Source organism: Peribacillus sp. YIM B13477, from assembly GCF_042787955.1.
Classification (GTDB): domain Bacteria; phylum Bacillota; class Bacilli; order Bacillales; family DSM-1321; genus Peribacillus; species Peribacillus frigoritolerans.
The window spans coordinates 520212-538433 of the sequence record NZ_JBHZPD010000001.1 but is presented as its reverse complement, the minus strand read 5'-3'; the positions used below and the strand labels follow the sequence as shown (position 1 = coordinate 538433).

At 41.4% G+C, this 18222-nt stretch carries 17 protein-coding genes; 2 read left to right on the top strand and 15 right to left on the bottom strand.

Features of this window, described 5'->3' with window-relative positions; all coding sequences use genetic code 11:
* Positions 1 to 4 precede the first annotated feature (4 nt).
* Complete coding sequence (locus ACFX4H_RS02695; protein ID WP_034307909.1) at positions 5 to 391, top strand: 5-carboxymethyl-2-hydroxymuconate Delta-isomerase; 387 nt, start codon at positions 5 to 7, stop codon at positions 389 to 391.
* A gap of 76 nt (positions 392 to 467) precedes the next feature.
* On the opposite strand, the gene hpaB is transcribed toward ACFX4H_RS02695, so the two are convergent.
* On the bottom strand, positions 468 to 1940 hold the full coding sequence (hpaB, locus tag ACFX4H_RS02690) for a 4-hydroxyphenylacetate 3-monooxygenase, oxygenase component (RefSeq protein WP_034307911.1): 1473 nt from the start codon (positions 1938 to 1940) through the stop codon (positions 468 to 470).
* Between the two features lie 164 nt (positions 1941 to 2104).
* Here hpaB and ACFX4H_RS02685 point away from each other — a divergent pair, with 164 nt between their 5' ends.
* Positions 2105 to 2992: a LysR family transcriptional regulator gene (locus ACFX4H_RS02685; protein WP_034307914.1), complete on the top strand. Its 888-nt coding sequence runs from the start codon at positions 2105 to 2107 to the stop codon at positions 2990 to 2992.
* A 159-nt stretch (positions 2993 to 3151) separates the two neighbouring features.
* Here the strand turns inward: ACFX4H_RS02685 and ACFX4H_RS02680 are convergent, their stop codons facing one another.
* The 14 genes from ACFX4H_RS02680 to panB all read right to left on the bottom strand — a co-directional run bounded on the left by ACFX4H_RS02680 (position 3152) and on the right by panB (position 17965).
* A complete protein-coding gene (locus ACFX4H_RS02680; RefSeq protein ID WP_377433771.1) occupies positions 3152 to 4717 on the bottom strand; it encodes a solute symporter family protein in 1566 nt (521 codons plus the stop codon).
* Between the two features lie 3 nt (positions 4718 to 4720).
* Positions 4721 to 5125 (bottom strand): DUF485 domain-containing protein, encoded by a 405-nt coding sequence (locus ACFX4H_RS02675; RefSeq protein ID WP_152607913.1) that lies wholly within the window; start codon positions 5123 to 5125, stop codon positions 4721 to 4723.
* 632 nt (positions 5126 to 5757) lie between these two features.
* A complete protein-coding gene (locus tag ACFX4H_RS02670) occupies positions 5758 to 6162 on the bottom strand; it encodes a hypothetical protein (protein ID WP_377433768.1) in 405 nt (134 codons plus the stop codon).
* 182 nt (positions 6163 to 6344) lie between these two features.
* Entirely contained in the window at positions 6345 to 7328 is a 984-nt protein-coding gene (gene hpaD / locus ACFX4H_RS02665) for a 3,4-dihydroxyphenylacetate 2,3-dioxygenase (protein WP_057276309.1), read from the bottom strand.
* Positions 7329 to 7358: 30 nt separating this feature from the next.
* Positions 7359 to 8873: a 5-carboxymethyl-2-hydroxymuconate semialdehyde dehydrogenase gene (hpaE, locus tag ACFX4H_RS02660; RefSeq protein WP_057276308.1), complete on the bottom strand. Its 1515-nt coding sequence runs from the start codon at positions 8871 to 8873 to the stop codon at positions 7359 to 7361.
* 75 nt (positions 8874 to 8948) lie between these two features.
* Positions 8949 to 9866: a 2,4-dihydroxyhept-2-ene-1,7-dioic acid aldolase gene (hpaI, locus tag ACFX4H_RS02655; RefSeq protein WP_063590708.1), complete on the bottom strand. Its 918-nt coding sequence runs from the start codon at positions 9864 to 9866 to the stop codon at positions 8949 to 8951.
* A gap of 109 nt (positions 9867 to 9975) precedes the next feature.
* On the bottom strand, positions 9976 to 10653 hold the full coding sequence (locus ACFX4H_RS02650; protein WP_063590707.1) for a GntR family transcriptional regulator: 678 nt from the start codon (positions 10651 to 10653) through the stop codon (positions 9976 to 9978).
* A gap of 260 nt (positions 10654 to 10913) precedes the next feature.
* The gene (locus ACFX4H_RS02645) at positions 10914 to 12098 is read right to left on the bottom strand and encodes a pyridoxal phosphate-dependent aminotransferase (RefSeq protein WP_053535574.1); all 1185 of its coding nucleotides are present in this window, start codon (positions 12096 to 12098) and stop codon (positions 10914 to 10916) included.
* 19 nt (positions 12099 to 12117) lie between these two features.
* On the bottom strand, positions 12118 to 12594 hold the full coding sequence (locus ACFX4H_RS02640) for a cell wall elongation regulator TseB-like domain-containing protein (RefSeq protein ID WP_063590706.1): 477 nt from the start codon (positions 12592 to 12594) through the stop codon (positions 12118 to 12120).
* 18 nt (positions 12595 to 12612) lie between these two features.
* Positions 12613 to 12783, bottom strand: coding sequence for a YpmA family protein (locus ACFX4H_RS02635; protein ID WP_065310840.1), 171 nt, complete (start codon positions 12781 to 12783; stop codon positions 12613 to 12615).
* A 151-nt stretch (positions 12784 to 12934) separates the two neighbouring features.
* Complete coding sequence (gene dinG / locus ACFX4H_RS02630; protein ID WP_283866022.1) at positions 12935 to 15715, bottom strand: ATP-dependent DNA helicase DinG; 2781 nt, start codon at positions 15713 to 15715, stop codon at positions 12935 to 12937.
* 160 nt (positions 15716 to 15875) lie between these two features.
* Positions 15876 to 16259 (bottom strand): aspartate 1-decarboxylase, encoded by a 384-nt coding sequence (gene panD, locus ACFX4H_RS02625; protein ID WP_063590704.1) that lies wholly within the window; start codon positions 16257 to 16259, stop codon positions 15876 to 15878.
* A gap of 24 nt (positions 16260 to 16283) precedes the next feature.
* Positions 16284 to 17132, bottom strand: a complete 849-nt coding sequence (panC, locus tag ACFX4H_RS02620; RefSeq protein WP_057276302.1) for a pantoate--beta-alanine ligase — start codon at positions 17130 to 17132, stop codon at positions 16284 to 16286.
* Positions 17129 to 17965 carry a 3-methyl-2-oxobutanoate hydroxymethyltransferase gene (panB, locus tag ACFX4H_RS02615; protein WP_053535578.1) on the bottom strand — a complete coding sequence of 279 codons (837 nt, stop codon included), beginning with the start codon at positions 17963 to 17965 and terminating at the stop codon, positions 17129 to 17131. The genes panC and panB overlap by 4 nt, the downstream gene beginning before the upstream one ends.
* Positions 17966 to 18222 lie beyond the last annotated feature (257 nt).

Below are 18222 nucleotides of genomic sequence, written 5' to 3'. Positions count from 1 at the left end.
TCATATGCCTCATATAATTATTGAATATACGGATAATATCAAAGATGAAATCCAGATTGACGGCTTATTAAGAAAGGTGAATGATGTACTGATATCCTATCCCTCCATCTTTCCAATTGGCGGGATTCGATCCCGGGCCATTGAATTGAAGCATTATCGTGTTGCCGATGGGACAGAGGATGATGCTTTTGTTCATGCCATACTAAAAATTGGCGCTGGACGCCAGGACAGTGATAAAACAAAAGTATGTGACCACCTTTTCGAAACGATGGAGTCCCATTTGGCATCCCTCTTTTCAAAAAGATATCTTGCCCTCTCCATGGAACTTACGGAATTCAGTGATTTTGGCACATATAAAAAGAATAATATCCATAATCGATATAATAAATGAACTATATTTCATATTTAAAGGCCTTCCATCTTCGGGAAGGCCTTTAAATTTATATGTTTTGCCAGTGCTACCGGGCTCAGTTGATTTCTGCAAGGTTTTCAGTACGGTTCAAGAACTCCTTGACACGGTCCACATATTCCTGTTTATCATAGCCGTTATATAAAGCGCTAGCCATACGGACCGGATCCCCAAAAAAGAATCTTTCGTACAGCGTTTGCCTGGATCCAAATGAACTCATGCATACATCCCATGCGAGACGATACAATTTAACCCTGTCATAGGCTCCACCATTCGCAGCTTGAAGATATTTATCCAAATCCGGTCGAAGCTCCGAATTGAAATCGGCTTCATTTGGTATCGCCATTAAGCCACTAGCTCCAAGAAGCTGCATTATTTCACTGAATCTAGGGTAAATCTTCGGATAATAATTACGGGCTATGTTTAAAGGTGTGAAATCGGGTGTCATCATTCCCCACTTATCCACTTTCGCGTTTGCCTCCGAAGCTGTTATGAAAGCCTTTACCGTTTCAAGCGCTATGATGACTTCCGAGATTTTTTCCTGAACATGCTGGTATTGCCCGATATTGATGGTTTCCACCATTAGTTGCAGAATCCCCAGAATGAACTCGGTTTTGGCGATATTCTTCGCTACCACCTGATGGGTCATATGAACAACCGCATTGCTTTCATTATAAGCCTGGTTGCAAATGCCGACATCCCCATATGCAAATACCCGATTCCAAGGAACGACTACATCATCAAAAACGATAATCGTATCCATTTCCTCAAATCTTGAACCAAGAGGATGGTCAAAATGTGATTTGCCATAGTCGAATGATTCACGACAGATGAATTTTAACCCTGGTGTATTATTTGGTATGGAGAATGCGAATGCATAAGGGTTTTCTTCTTCCGATTGTTTAAGCAATGTTGAAGGGAATACCATGATTTCATCGGTTATTCCTCCTTGTGTAGCTAATAATCTAGCCCCCTTTATAATAAGCCCTTCTGAATTCTTGCCAGCAATCCGTGCAGCGATGTAAGGGTCCGGAAGCTTTGCGGCACTAACTCCCCTATTAACCTGGGGTTGAATCAAGGTATGTGTCAACGACAAGTCCTTTTCCCTGCAGAGCTCATAATAATCTTTCATATTTTTAGCAAATGCCGAATCCTGAGTGCCGAACATATCAGCTGCTGTACCGTACGCCATCATCCCACTGTTGATATAGTCAGGGGAACGTCCCATCATTCCATTATTATGCCTTGCCCATTCTTGAATCATTTTCCTCCTTTTTTCAAGGTCTTCCTTAGTCCGCGGCTGCATGAATGAGGTCCCTACTCTTTCGTTTGAAGTTGGTGAAATATAAGTCATGATGTCAGTTTTCGCGGAATCATGCTGCAAATCATATAATTCGGCCTGTGATTTCATGACCCCTTTAAAAGCTGGGTGTTGACTGATCTTATTTTTTACTTGCTCTCCATTGATCCATACATTCGCCTTTGCTTTGTCTACCCTATCGATATATTCTTTACCTGTTTTAGCCGGCATGCTTACATCCCCCTTTAGTATTAATTTAATGAAGCGCTTACAATTAAATAAATTCCAAATATTTAATTAATTCCTATAACAAAATATACCATGTGTTATGATATATATATAATACTTAAAAAATTCAATATGTATATGTAAATCATATGTATGAGGTGTATATAATGGACATCCGGCAATTAAAGTATTTTGTGACGATCGTTCAGGAAGAGCAAGTAACCAAAGCCGCAAAAAAATTACATATGGCTCAACCGCCCCTTAGCCAGCAACTTAAATTAATGGAAATGGAAATCGGTGAAAAACTTTTCGATCGGAATGGAAAGAAACTTGAACTCACTGAAACTGGCAAGGTCCTTTATAAAAAAGCTGAAGCTCTATTAATCCAGTTCGAAGAATCACTACTGGAAGTGAAGGAAGTCAGTAAAGGGGTAAAGGGTACTCTTTCCATAGGGTCAGTAAAAACCTGCTTTTCTTACATTCCGCAAAGGATGAGAACCTTTAGGGTTAAATACCCTGACATTCGTTTCAAGTTAATGGAAGGTGATACGTTCCGTTTGACAGAAGGTTTAATAAACAGGGAAATCGAGTTGGCCATTGTAAGGCTTCCTATTAACGGTAAGCAATTCTCATCGATTAACCTTCCGCCGGAAGATTTTGTGCTTGTCACCCCAAAAGATTGGGATATCCCAGACTCGATCGAATTCAAACAAATTAAGGAATATCCCCTTTTATTGCTGCATAGGGTTAGCGGTCAAGGTACTTACGAACTTATATTGGATGAATGCCTAAGACATGGATTTGACCCTACGATTGTATGTGAATGTCCTGATGCTGCCATGATCTTATCTTTAGTGAAGGAAGGAGTAGGCGCTACCATCATGCCACGTACCACATCCAAATCGTTTTCAACCCAGGGGATAAAAATAGTCGAATTGATAGATTGTGAAGTACAATCGGAAGCTGCCCTTATTTGGCTCGAAGAACGCTATCTTTCCAAAGGCGCCGTCAAATTCCTAGAAACATTTTCTGAAGGAATGCCCAGTTATCCTTGAATATTAGTGCACCTGTACCTCTTTCTAGTAATCTTTTGTATTTGTTCGAATTTCTTTATCCATTGAAAAGAAAAAGCAGCCTATCATTTGATGGCCACTTTTTCAAATCCATTCACAATTGCGTTTGACGCTTTATTAATAGGCATGCCTTTACTTCATTCAATGTCGCAAAACACCCTTAACATCATGACCGGTATTGGACTTTACCAGGATTTCATTATAATTGTCTTTTGCCACCGTTTTCAAACCGGTCCTGAGATTACCGATCAAGGCACCTAAATAGCAGGCGATGAATCCAAGCGGAATGGAAACGATTCCTGGTGAATTCAAAGGGAAAATCGGGTCACCTGTCATAATGGCTGCTCCTGGGACCGGGTTCCAGACATTTGGACTGAGGGCCACGAGCAAAAGTGTACCAAAAAGACCTGTCATCATACCGACTATCGCTCCAGTTTTATTGAATTTTTTCCAATAGATCGTTAGAAGGATTACTGGCAAATTCGAACTGGCGGCCAATGTAAAGGCGATAGATGCCAGAAACGCTACATTGAATTCCTGCAGACCTAATGATAAAACAATCGCAAGTGCAGTCACACCAATGGAAGCCCATCTAGCCATCGTCATTTGCTGTTTTTCCGTCGCTTTTCCATCTTTTAATATTTCATTATAAAAATCATGTGAAAATGCCGTAGCACCTGTTAAAACGATTCCTGCAACTACTGCGAGTATCGTTGCGAAGGAAACGGCCGCGATAAATGCGAATAAGATGTCCCCGCCCACAAGTTGGGCCAATAAAGGTGCAGCCATGTTACCTGCTGGATTAGCGGCCATGATATTCGATGTTCCCACCAACTTCGCAGCACCGAATCCGAGAAAAATGACCATGATATGAAATGCACCCATAATCCACATCACCCAAACAACCGACTTTCTTGCCACTCGTGCATTCGGGACAGTCAAAAAACGTATTAAAATGTGAGGCAAACCTGCCGTTCCCAGAATCAGGCCCAGTGACAAGGATGCTGCATCCCACCCACTGGCATATTTAATACCTGCCTTCAGGTAATCAGCTCCCATCGGTGTTGCAGTTTTCATATCCGTGAAAATTCCGATGAAACTAAAATTCAACTTCCACATGACGATCATGAATAATATAAACACTCCGCCTATCAGCAGGATGGCTTTAATGATCTGCACCCAGCTCGTCGCCGTCATCCCCCCGAATAGAACAAATACCAGCATTACAATACCTACGATGATGACAGAAATATTATACGGGATATCTAAAAGCAATTTAAATAAAGCGCCTGCAGCAACAAGTTGCCCCAGCATGTACATGACTGATATCACCAGGGTATTAAAAGCGGTCACTCCCCGGACCTGTTTATATTTAAACCTTGTAGTCACCATATCAGCCAATGTGTATTTCCCTAAGTTCCTTAATGGCTCAGCCACTAGGAATAACACGACAAGAAATGAAACAAGTGCTCCATACATCAGGAAAAATCCATCATATCCCGTTAAGGAAAATGCCCCTATCAACCCTAAAAACGTGGAAGCCGACATAAAATCCCCGGCCAATGCAAGTCCATTTTGCCTAGCGGTCAACCCGCCCCCAGCCGTATAAAAGGAGCCTGCCGTTTTAGTTTTTTTGGAAGCGAAATACGTGATGAAAAGCGTACCTATCGACATTAGCGCAAAGAGAATGATAACTGTCCAATTCATGATTCAAAGCCCTTCTTTCTCGATGATTTCTTTTATTTGTTCATCGATTCTTTCAGATTTCCTTACATATATGCTGCAAACCCATACAGACATAACCGTAATGGAGACACCGTACACCCACGCCCATGTTATGTCCCCAATGAAAGGGTGATCCAGGATATCTGTGTAAAAAACTAAGAAGGGCAAAAGCAAGGAATATCCCATAAAGAAAATCGTAAAAGGGATGACGAACTTCTTTTTGTCGGAAAGCATATTCTGAAACTCTTTGGAGGCAACAATCTTTTCATAATCCACTAGATTTGTTTGTTCCGATTCATCAAGGTTTTTTTCCAGCCGAACCATCTCTACACACCTCTTCTGATATTTATTTTTACAAGGACGGTCCTGGTAGTATTCCTCCAATGGCACAAATCCCCCTCCATCCCAGAATACCTACAACCTCATCTGCACAAAGAAGGTATGAAGCCCATTCCCTAAGCTTTCCATACTCCTTTTGTGAAACCGATGAAACTTACAAATAGGGCAGCAGTAAGCTCCCACTGCTGCCCTGTCCCAGACCATATCTTTTAAAAGGTTTGCACTTTCACAATAGTCTTGGCTCGCCTATCCTTCATCTGTTTCGACTTCTTGATACATTCACTTTTCCATTTGATATGAATCTTCTTTCCTTTCAAGGGAAGAGAATCATTGAAATGGAAGTGCCAACTCCCTTGAAAGGATCCGTCCAGTATTTGATGGGCTATTCCTTCATGAACATTTCCTGCGGTATGGATTTCGATTAAATACACTCCGGGCGGGGGTGTCAGGAATGCTTCCGATAATGAAACGATGACGTGTTGATTATCCTCGGAATCGATTGTCCCTTGACTTGCAAAATATGAGCCAAGATATGACGGGATATCTGCGAACCGACCTTCCGCAATCAAGTTTCTAAGCTAAGTAGAACTTACTTTTTCATGATCAATTTCAAATTTCTTCATTTCCGTCACTTCAAAAAATCGCTTACCTTCGATTTTCAGCGTTTCCATATTTCCTTGCCCTTAATGCCCATAGCGGAAATCGAATCCAGCCACGGCTTGTTTGCCTTTAAATCCACATAGATAATCCTCGATAAAGTCAGAAGGTGAAAGAAGGGCAAATGCGGAATCGAAGTTCACGACTATCAAGGTTTCTACACCTAAATCCTGCATTAATTTTGCTTTTTGCCCTAAGGGAGTAATGTATGTTTGAGGCGTTTGATCGTTTCCAATGATTTGCTTTGGATGTGGAAAAAAAGTCATGACTGCCAATTTCAAATCTTGCTGTTTGGCAATCCTTTTGGCTAGATTTATCAATTCTTGATGGCCTAGATGAACTCCGTCGAAAAATCCAAGAGCCAGCACACACGGTTCTGCTTCTGCTGAATATATACTGGAAAGTGGGTGCTGAACATGAATGATATCCAAAATCAGCTTCCTTCCTATGCTTCTTGAAAGGTTCCATTTTAGACTTAGTAAAAGGAACCCCCATAATCCAGCAGTCTTCCATCAACTTTTCACCATTTGCACAGGCGCCCTATTGAAAAGACTATGAGAGTCCATGTATTTTTGCTGAATTTACCATCTTTCATCCTAAATCCCGCTTCTTTTTAGATGATGAATTCAGGCTTACTTTTTGCCAGGATCGGTTCTTTAAGAGGAACTTCTTCTCCTGATATTATATCAAGCACAGAAGATGCCTCATCAAACCATGAATCCGGAGCTTGGGCTCCCCAGAATGTCTGGCGTCTTGGATCATTCAAATCCCAATGAATCGGTTCGGTATCCGGGTCAGATGTTAAGTAATCCCCATTGTATAATTCGATCCTGTGACCATCCGGATCTCTTAAATATAGGAAGAATGCATTGGATAGGCCATGCCTCCCTGGGCCGCGTTCGATTGACTTTGCATATCCAAGAGATGCCAGTACATCACAAGCATGGATAAGTGCAAGCGGGTCAGGCAGAAAGAAGCCTACATGATGAAGTCTTGGACCGATACCGTTCATGAATGCCTGGTCATGGACCGTTTGCTTTCTATGTAGCCACGTTGCCCATAATTTGCCCGACTCATCCACAGTATCTTCCGAGCAGGCAAAACCTAATTCTTTCATATAAAAGTCAGAGGCTTTTTGCACATTTGGCACACAACAATTCACATGATCGATTCTTTGGACCCTCGAACCCCTATGCATATCATATCGTTGCAGCAATCTCTCGGCTTTATCCATTTTGTAAAAAAACTCCACTGGCAATCCTGAAATATCCTGAACTCGCAGTGACTTGCCTAGTGCATGCTGTGTTCCTTCCTGCATCCACTTCATTTTCATTCCCTTGGACAGAAAGAAAGATTCCAACCCTTCAAGGTCTTCCTCTTTTTCAACCTTGTATCCTATTGCTTCAACGCTTGGCTTTTCTGCCTTTTGCAAGATAAGCGAATGATGATGCGCTTCCTCTAAACCCCGTAAATATATGTGGTCATTCGTTCTTTCCGTTTCAATAAAACCTAAAGCATCCACATAAAAGGCTCTTGATTTATCTAAATCTGTTACATTAAGTATCGTTCTCGCAACACGAATAATAGAAAAATTCATAGTATTCTCCCCTTCTTTAATGAACCCGGATTATTTTTCAGCAGAAGAAACGGCATTTTGTTTTACGTCGCCAAATTTCGGAATGTGATGTTCTCCAATTGCCACGTGGATAACTTGTGTTTCCGTATAGAATTCAAAGCTATAATGGCCGCCTTCACGTCCTACCCCACTATATTTCGATCCTCCAAAAGGAATCCGCAAATCCCTAACGTTTTGGGAATTCACCCAGACCATCCCACTATCGACAGCTTGAGCAAACCTATGTCCACGTTTCATATCATTGGTCCATACATAAGCAGCTAGCCCATACTTTACATCATTAGCCATTCTCAATACTTCCTCTTCAGTCTTGAAAGGAATGACTGCCATGACTGGTCCAAAAATCTCTTCTTGTGCCACCGTCATATCATTTGTACAGTTCAAAAGAAGCGTCGGGGCAATATAATTCCCTTCCTTGAATGCACTTGGTATGGCACCGCTTACAATTTCCGCCCCTTCATCTTTTGCTATATCCAGATATCGGGAGACATTATTAAAATGGTTACGATGGATCAGCGGTCCGATTTCCGTGTCTGGATCCATTGGGTTTCCAATCTTGATATTATGAACACGTTCCTTCAATTCTGCCACGAACTGGTCTATTATCGATTCATGGACAAATAATCTGGAATTGGCTGTGCAGCGCTCCCCATTGAACGAATAGATTCCCCATACCACTGAATCCAGGGCCTTTTCTAAATCGGCATCTTCAAAAATGACTGCTGGTGATTTACCGCCGAGTTCCATGGAAAAACGTTTCATTGTATCTGCACCATTTTTAATGATTTCAGCGCCGGTTGTCGTTTCTCCGGTAAAGGATATCAATTGGACTTCAGGATGGGCAACCAAGGACGCCCCCGCTGTCTCCCCAAAACCGTGAACAATATTGAATACGCCTTTTGGCAGACCGGATTGATCAATGATTTGAGCTAATTTATTGGCAGTCAATGGAGACCACTCCGCTGGTTTAAGGACACATGTATTTCCTGTAGCCAGGGCCGGGGCGATCTTCCAGGTTTCTAACATGAAAGGTGCATTCCAAGGAGTGATTAATCCTGCCACTCCTATCGGTTTATGAATCGTATAATTGATGAAGGTGTCATCCACTTGATATGACTCTCCTATCAGCCTGCTTTTCACCATTTCAGAATAAAAACGGAAATTCTCCGCTCCCCTTGCCGCTTGTTTTTTTGTCTGGCTAATCGGCAACCCTGTATCCAGTGATTCCAAAAAAGAGATTTCTTCGGCATTTTCTTCAATTAGATCAGCAATCCTATTCATATACTTCAATCTTTCTTCCACTTTCATCGTTCTCCATGGGCCATTATCGAATGCAGCTCTTGCGGCGGCGACCGCTTGATCAATATCCTCTTTAAACCCTTCTGCCACATTATTGATTGCTTGATTATTAAAAGGGCTTAGATTTTCAAATGTTTTTCCTGAGATACCATCGACAAATTGACCATTGACGTAATGCTTCACATCCTGCACGGGAAAAGTTTGCATGATAAATCCTCCTTTAAAAATTAATTCGGGAAGATGACAAAAATCGTTTGGATTTGTGCAATCTTCCCCTAGCCATTATGACTGGATTTTTTGGTCAATCAACCCGTATGATTGAAGGGTTTCACGCAGTTCTTTTTCCAATGGTTCCGAAGGCGGTCCCATAGGCGGCCTTAATGCCGGATTGATTTTCCCCATCATCCCCATCGCAGCTTTTAATGGTCCTGGATTGGTTTCTTTAAACAAAACATCATTCAATGGCATTAATTTGTAATGGAGGTCAAGCGCCTTATCTACATCACCCTCCACCCAAAGGTTATAAATGTCCGCCACTTCTTTAGGAGTGATATTGGCAGTAGCACTTATATGTCCTGCCCCTCCAATAGCCAACATTGGATAGCATAATAATTCAATGCCAGAATATAAGAGAAAATCCCTTCCGCAATTCAATAAGACACGGTTCACATGTTCGAAATCTTTATTAGATTCTTTTACACCAATAATATTTTCACAATCTTCAGCAAGACGTGCCAATGTCTTCACTTCTAAATTCGTCGCCGTTCTTCCGGGGATGTTATAAACGATCAGCGGGATATCAACAGCATTGGCTACGGTTTTAAAATGATTATAAAGTGCCTGTTGATTCGGTTTATTGTAATAAGGTACGATGACTAAAGCAGCATCCGCGCCCATTTCCTGTGCCCTTTTTGTCAAATGCAACGTTTCTTTCTGATTGGCAGATCCGGTACCTGGTGCAACTGGAACACGGGCTTTTGCTGCTTTAATTGCCGTTTCCATCACTAATTCCCGTTCCTCAATCGTAAGTGAACTCGGCTCGCCTGTAGTCCCGCATACCGAAATTCCATGGGAACCGCTTTCAATATGCCAGTTTACTAGATTTTCAATGGCCTTTACATCGACTTCCATCTTGTCATCAAAGGGAGTGATAACGGGTGCGATGGATCCTCTTAAACGACTTTTGATTTCCTCGTACATTTTTTCTACCACCTTTTTATTATTTGAATATTCCGAATAATCTAAGTGAAAAAATCGGCTTTGCTTTTATCAATAATCAATCGACTATAATAAAACAAAGCCTGGGTCATCAAAGTGCCTGATCTTGATTAGTTTCCGCCCTTTGCTTGAAAGTGCTTATCGCATTCAGTTTATGCTTTCTCACCAATGATTCAATTTCTTCAAAAGATGCTTTTTCCTTTAGGAGCTTTATGATGCTTTCATGTTCGCGAATCGATTGGACTGCGCGTTGCGGCACCATGGTGAACATGGACTTTCTGACTCTATTCATTCTTTGTTGTGCCTGTTTGATTTCCTCCATTAAAAAGGAGTTGCCGCACTTTTCATAAATTTCCGCATGGAAACATTCGTTTAATTTACCAAACAGCTCTAATTCAAAGTTATGGAGGGCTTTTTCCATTTCATTGTTTAAATTAATTAGATTTTCAAAATCATGATCATTCATGGTTAAAGAACTGAGTGCAGCTGCATATCCTTCAAGCAGAGATAAAACAGAAAGAGTTTCAATGTATTCGCTCTCATTTATGCTTGTAACCACCGCTCCACTATAAGGCTTATATTGAATAAGGCCGTCAGATTCCAGTTGCCTGATCGCTTCCCTGACAGGAATCGGACTTAAACTAAGTTCTTTTGCCGTTTGATCGATAATGATCCGCTGTCCAGAACCATATGTTCCATCCAAAATTAATTTACGAAGGTGCTCATAAGCTAGTTGCTTTTTGCTGGGGTTTTTGCTTTTCTCTTCCATATTTCCATCATATATGAAATCATATATGATTGCAATCGATTTTCATTAAAAATCATATATGATTTTCCACAATGCTTGTTTTGCATATATGGATGATCTGTGCCTATGAATAGACTGAATGTATCTAGAAAATCCGGCAGCCCACCTTTTCCTTTACAATGGTGAAGTGAACTAAGATGCAATGTCCCGCCTTCTTCACGTATCGAAATATAATCCAACTAAAAAAAACCTGCAGACTCAGTCTGCAGGTTTTTAATAAATTAGGCCATTTTTGAATTAACGAATGAATGTATTCTTTCAACGGCTGCTTCCAGCAGCTCCAGAGAAGTTGCATAAGAGAGTCTGATGTTATCAGGTGCACCGAACCCTGAACCTGGAATAACAGCCACTTGAGCTTCTTCAAGCAATGCAGTCGTAAAATCTTCGACATTGCTATACCCTGTTAATTCAACTGCACGTTTAACGTTCGGGAATAAATAAAATGCCCCTTGTGGTTTAATGCAGCTTACGCCTGGAATTTCAACCAATTTATCATAGATTTTATTCAAACGGCCTTCAAATGCTTGACGCATTTCCTCAACAGGCTCCTGTGTACCTTCATAAGCCGCAATCGCACCATATTGAGCGGTTGTGGTTGGGTTGGATGTGCTATGGCTAGCAAGGTTCGCCATTGCTTTAATGATGGATTCATCACCGGCTGCATAACCTATTCTCCAGCCAGTCATCGAGTGCGATTTAGAAACACCATTGATGATGATCGTTTGCTTTTTCAATTCAGGTGAAATCTCTGCAATGGATGTATGTTTAGCATTTCCATAAACCAATTTTTCGTAAATTTCGTCGGAAACGATCAAGATATCATGAGCCAGGCAAACTTCCCCGATAGCCGCCAATTCTTCCCTGGAATAAAGCATGCCCGTTGGATTGCTTGGAGAGTTGATGATAACCGCTTTCGTTTTATCGGTAATTGCTTGTTCTAATTGTTCTTTCGTGATTTTATATTGATTTTCTTCCGTACCGACTATATAAACCGGCTTACCGTCAGCAAGCTTGATTTGCTCAGGATAGCTCACCCAATATGGTATCGGAACAATGACTTCATCTTCTTCATCCAGGATAGCTTGAAACAATGTGTACAGCGAGTGCTTTGCACCTGAGCCAACTGCAATTTCAGACGGTTTGTAATCCAAGCCCTGATCACGCTTCAATTTAGCCGCAATTGCTTCTTTTAACTTCGGCAGACCAGCGGATGGCGTGTATTTAGTTTGACCTTCATTCATGGAAAGAAGTGCTGCATCTATGATATGTTTGGGCGTATTATAGTCTGGTTCACCTGCACCCAAACCAATTATATCTAAACCTTGGGCCTTAAGTTCCTTTGCTTTTGCCGTAATGGCCAATGTTGTTGATGGCGTTAATGACTGAACACGGTTCGCTAATTTCATTTTAAATTTATCCTCCATTCTAAATGCTTCGATAATACTTTAGCCATTCCCCAGTTTTAAAATCATAATAGTCATAATTAAAGCGCTCGGATTCATCAAGATACGTTACTTCCCAAAGCGGGACGTTCTTTTCCATGCCTAGCTTAACCGAAATGATTTTTTGGGGATTTAGCTTTTCTTTGACAATGTTCATGATTTCTTTTTTTGATTTACCATCTTTATAGTTTTCCACTACTATTTCTTTCTTCTTGTCCTCAGGAAGCCAGACTATTTTTTTAGCCCCTTTTTCCCCCTTACCAATGATGACAGAGTATGAATCCTGCCCATTATAAAGGTAGAATTCTTCCATGGTAACAAGGCCGCCCTCTTCCTTTGCCTTTTTAAAAGCCTCATTACCAGCCTCTTTTTTAGGCTGCAACGCTTTAATATATGCCCCGCTGACAAATCCGATAAAACAAAGGACTAGGATAGAAGCAATAATCAACCATTTTTTCAAAGCTGCTTTTCCTTCTTTCTATGTACGATAAATTGTAAATATCGCTTTTTCTTGATCTTGGGAATCCAATGCCAGACCGAACATCAAATCATCTTTTTTCAATGTTCGGTTCAAGGAATCCACAATTTTATACAGATCAGGAGAATGTTGCAACCTGACTGTTGAAATTACTTCGATTTTACTTTCCATGAAAATGCCCCTCCATTTTAATAAATTGTCAACAACCACTGGTATGAATAGGATTTGAAGGCTTTACCACCTATCACATTATACCAGTTCAGTGGTTATTTTTCTTTATAAATTCATAAAAATTCCTGGATTAATGAATTATCAAGATCCTTTAAATCCACTCTTCTATCATTTCAGCCATTTCTGAAATAGTGCCTTGGTGCCAGTCCACTTTCGGAATGGCCTTTTGAAATTCAGTTCCATATTTAGCAGTGATGATGCGGCGATCAAGTATAACCAAAATCCCTTTATCTTCTGGAGTGCGTATAAGCCTGCCGAAACCTTGTCGGAACCTTAATAGGGCTTCGGGTAATGAATACTCAGAGAATGGATTGCGTCCCTGCTTCTCGAGAAGTTGGCATTTTGCAGCTGTCACTGGTTCATCCGGTGGCGAAAAAGGCAGCCTGACAATGATTAAACAAGATAAATCCTCGCCAGGGATATCGACGCCCTCCCATAGGCTGGTTGTCCCAAACAGGACCGCTTTCTCGAAGTTTTGGAAATTCCTGAGCAGCCTCATCCGGCTTCCGCCAGAAATCCCTTGTGCAAACAGGGTGAACTCATCCAGAACACCACAATCTTTGACCGAATGATAGGTTGCCCGCAGCATTTCATGCGAGGTGAATAATACCATCATTCTCCCTTTCGCTGCCTGAGCGGCAGCAATAATATGGTTTGCCGCGGTTTCGGAGAATTCCTCCACCGATAAACAATTGATATCTGGTAGATCATTTGGAACCAGTACCTTTACGAGTTTCTTATACGGAAAGGGTGATGGAAAACTTGCTGTCTGCATAGGCTCATTCTCTAATCCGAGTTGTTCCTTAAAATACTTAAAAGAATCCTTCACCATAAGGGTTGCCGATGTCATGACCACACTTTTTTGGCGCCCGAAATAGGAATCCCATAGCCGTTTACTGCCTGCAATCGGCTGAACCGTCAAAGTCACCCCATGCTGAGGTGCTGCATTCGTATAATCAAGCCAATAAATATTTTCTTCATGCGGCTTGATGAAAAACTCATGCAAGGAGTCCCTGGTATCCTGTAAATGTCCAAGCAGCACCTCGATATCATTCAAGTGAAATAATGAATTTTTCCCTAATGGGGACTCATTATTCAATAAAAGGGCCAATCTTTTCTCTAACTCCGTGATGATGTATCCTAATAAATCCACCAACCGCTCAGCGACAAGAATCGCTTTTCCCCATCTTCCGTCATCTATTTTGAATGAAAGCCGTTTTGGACTTACAGAACGTGAAAGTTTATCCGCCTGATTGGAAAGGTAATAAAAAAGCTGTTCGAATTCATACGAAAAATCACTAAGCTTCTGATCCAATTCATGTGAAGATCTCCCGTCCGTCAGTCCGTTATTCAAAAGCATCCTGTCCAATTTATATAATAATTGCTTTTGATCTGATGTCCCCAGTCTGTTCAAAATCGTCTTCACCGAAATGTAATTAAGCCTGCTCCCAAGCTGTTTGGATGCAGCCTGTTCCAAATGGTGTGCTTCATCGAGAACCAAATACCCTTTTTTGGGAATCAAGGCGTCTTCCGTAAGAAGATCCGTCATTAAAAATGAATGGTTAGTAATGATGATATCCGCCTTTGCAGCTGTTTTTTTTGCCCGTTCAAAAAAATCCAATTCAAGCCAGGGCTGTTTTAAACCGGCGTATGTAAGACCATCACTTTGAAGCCTATTCCAAAATAGCTGACCGCCGCTTGTAAGGTTCAATTCATCTTTATCACCTGTTACGGTCTCAGTGAGCCAAACCAATATCTGCATTTTCGTTAAGGCCGTTTCATAATTATCTTCCTTTTCACGCAAAGCCCTTTCGAACTTTGCCAAGCTCAAATAATTGCTTCTCCCCTTCAGTAAAACAGCTTGAAAGGTAAAAGGAAGGATTTTCTTAAGCTTAGGAACCTCGTTTTGAAGTAGTTGGTCCTGCAACTGAAGCGTATACGTCGAAACGACGACAGGTTTTTGATGTTTTTTTGCAAAATAAACGGCAGGAAGCAGATAACCTATCGATTTACCAATACCGGTTCCAGCTTCAATGATTGCATCCTGGCTGGTTTCGAAAGAATTGTGAATCAGGTTCATCATATCAAGTTGTCCGCTTCTTACTTCGAATGCAGGGAATGCACTTTGGAGCATGGCTATTTTTTCCTCATTGTCGAGCGGGAATTTAGACCCCGTGTCTTTATGATCACCTTCATGTTCAGCCTTTTTAAAGGCAAGGCCCCTATAAGTAATTAGATCAGGTGAATGGACTTCTGCTTTAGCAAGTTTGCTTGCAATGCAAGCATCTATTAATTCGGAAACCTCACTTTGTAAGGAATAAGATAATCGATACAACTGTTTAAGTGTCATGACTGGAAGATTCATCAGCTTTTTTTTCAATTCCAACAATAATAAAGCGGTGGCATATGCATCACTATCCGCTTGATGGGGCCTGGAATGATCTAGGTTTTCTTCTTTAGCCAGCTGGTGCAGCTTATATCCATCGGATGTTGGTTTTAATATTTTCGCTAACTCCACTGTATCAAGGGTGGAACCATAAAACGGCTCAAACCCGCATCGCACTAGTTCTTCCTGTAAAAAAGATAAATCAAATAAAACATTATGGGCAACAAAACAAGCCCCTTCTATAAGCCGGGCAATATTTTCTGCAACATCTTCAAAGTCAGGTGCATTTTTTACCGTCTCGTTGCTTATTCCGGTCAATTCTTCAATAAACAAGGAAATTTCCTGTCCAGGGTGGATGAATGTCGAGTATTCATCCACGATTTGGTCATTCTCGATGACCACTCCAGCAAATTGAATAATCCTATCTCCTTTTTTCGGAGAATTCCCTGTTGTTTCCAAATCGACCACTACATATCGTTGCATCATGAATTGTACACCTCAAACTTCGCTTTCTCCACTTCCTGATGGAATTCTCTTATCTTTTTTATACCATAATAATCGTAATAAAGGAAACAAGCCGTTCATCAAAAGACGAAAAGGGCCGGCACCTATATGCATGTTTCATGCACATGTGCCGGCCCTCCGCTTACATGATTGTAGCTGCAGGTTCGTTTGAAATTAAATCAATGATTTTATTGTATTCATCCATGATCGCAACTTTTGGTCTGTGATCTCCCAGTTTATCCTCAGAAACCATCACATAAGAAATGATTATCACGATATCACCCGGCTGCACCAGTCTAGCTGCCGCTCCATTCAAACACACGACACCGCTACCCCGTTCACCCGCAATCACATACGTTTCAAGCCTTGCACCATTATTATTATTCACGATGGCTACTTTCTCATTAGGCAAAATCCCCACCGCATCTATTATATCTTCATCAATCGTAATGCTGCCTACATAATTCAAATTAGCTTCAGTTACCCGTGCACGGTGGATTTTTCCATTCATCATCGTTCGAAACATCTCAATTCCCCCTGATTTTATGATTCATTCTATATATAAGGTGATATTATCAATTAGTCTTGCATGCTTGAACTTTACAGCCATTGCAATGATGATGTTTCCTGCCAGTGATTCAAGTGGTTTAAGTTCCGGGTATTGATAGACTTCAATATAGTCAATCACGCCACTTGTTTGGGCAGTAATATGTTCACTAATTAGAGCCGTGACGGTAGCTGCATTTCTTTCACCTGATTCAACCGCCTCTTTGGCCTTCAATAAACTTTGGTACAGCTCTTTAGCCTCCATGCGTTCTTGATCTGATAGGTTCACATTCCGCGAACTCTTCGCTAACCCATCTTCCTCGCGTACGGTATCTACAGCAACAAGCTGGATAGGGAAATTGAAGTCTTTGATCAGTCCATCTATCACGGCGACTTGCTGGGCATCCTTCTTACCAAAGTAAGCTCTATCGGGAAGGATGATATTGAAGAATTTCGTTAAGACTGTCGCTACACCATCAAAGTGTCCAGGCCTTTGTCTCCCGCATAAAACATCCGTCCTGCTTTGGACAACAACTTTCACAGAAGGTTCTTCACCGTACATTTCATGGACTGTTGGATAGAAGAGATAATCCACTCCGCCATTGGCTGCGACATTTTCATCCCGTTCCAAATCCCGCGGATATGTTTCAAAATCCTCATTCGGTCCAAACTGCATCGGATTTACAAAAATACTCAATACCACAATATCATTTTCTTTGCGGGCCTTTTCCAAAAGGGTTGCATGCCCCTCATGCAAAAACCCCATTGTCGCTACATAGCCAATGCTTTTGTGATTGTTTTTTTCCTCTCTAAGTGCCAATTGCAAATCAGCTGCTGATGTAAAAGTTTTCATCTTTTTCCTCCGTAAAGTTCAGAAAGCTGCTCTTCCTTCATCGTGAATGTATGTTCTTCCGACGGAAAATCTTTAGATTTCACTTCATTCACAAAGCTTGTAATCGATTGCCCAATCAGTTCATTTGCATCTCCATAAACTTTTACGAATTTCGCTAGCCGGTCTACCCCATACTTGATGACATCATGGTAAACGAGGACTTGACCATCCGTTTCTGCACCTGCTCCAATTCCAATGGTTGGAATTTCGAGGTTCCGTGTGACGAGTTCCCCCACTTGATATGGAACACATTCAAAAACTACTAGCATCGCCCCTGCCGCTTCACACTTTCTCGCATCTTCCAAGAGTTGTGCTGCACTTTCTGCATCTTTTCCTTGCACTTTATATCCTCCCAGAACGCCGACGGATTGAGGAGTCAAGCCAAGATGGGCTACAACCGGGATGCCTGCCTTAGTCAATGCTGATATTTTTTCAACAACATCATCCGCTCCCTCGAGCTTCACGGCATCCGCATGACCTTCCTGCATGATCCGGGCTGCATTCTTCAGTGTTTCATCCATAGATAGGTGATAGCTCATAAAGGGCATATCCGTCACGACAAATGTATTTGGTGCCCCGCGTTTTACTGCCTTTGTATGATGGATCATGTCATTCACCGTAACTGGAATCGTTGAGTCATACCCCAATACGACCATTCCTAAAGAATCACCGACTAAAATCATGTCTACACCTGATTGTTCGGCTAACTTTGCTGACGGGTAATCATAAGCCGTCAGCATGACAATCTTCTCTTGATTTTGTTTCATCTTCAAAAAATCTCCGGACAATTTCATTACGTTTCCTCCTTTTAATGGAGGAGATGAAAACATCAGCGAAAACTGGTGTCTATACATTCATGCGCAAAAAAAGGACTGACTAAAAAAGTATCTGTTTCGCTACGAAAAATGGCATGAAAAGCCACAATTCGATCAATAAACAGCACTTAGCTTTTTAGTCAATCCCTTTGTTTCATCAGAAGTTTCATCCCTCCGTCCCAGTCCAGTTCTCTGGATCAAGGCAGATTTTCAAATAATTTGGTATTTATGGGGGT